Below are 227 nucleotides of genomic sequence, written 5' to 3' on the forward strand. Positions count from 1 at the left end.
CCGCGTCTTAAGACGGAGTACCATTGGCGCTGGGGCGTTTCACGGCCGTGTTCGGAATGGGAACGGGTGCAGCCGCCCCGCGATAACCACCAGGTCGGCGAAACGCAACTGGCACATGCTTTTGCATGTGCTGTTGTATCGAGAAGCTGGAGAGCTTTTGGCTCTATTTGATATGAACACGTGATGCGATCGAGTTTTATTCGATGAGCATGAACAATGGGAACGAA

General features: G+C 53.3%; 1 rRNA gene. It reads right to left on the reverse strand.

Annotated features, from left to right (window positions below):
- A 5S ribosomal RNA gene (gene rrf, locus PVA19_RS22335) occupies positions 1-94 on the reverse strand; the annotation flags it as partial.
- Between the last annotated feature and the right edge of the window lie 133 nt (positions 95-227).

Origin of the sequence: Agrobacterium sp. CNPSo 3708, assembly GCF_028674915.1 — a bacterium.
Taxonomy (GTDB): domain Bacteria; phylum Pseudomonadota; class Alphaproteobacteria; order Rhizobiales; family Rhizobiaceae; genus Agrobacterium; species Agrobacterium cavarae.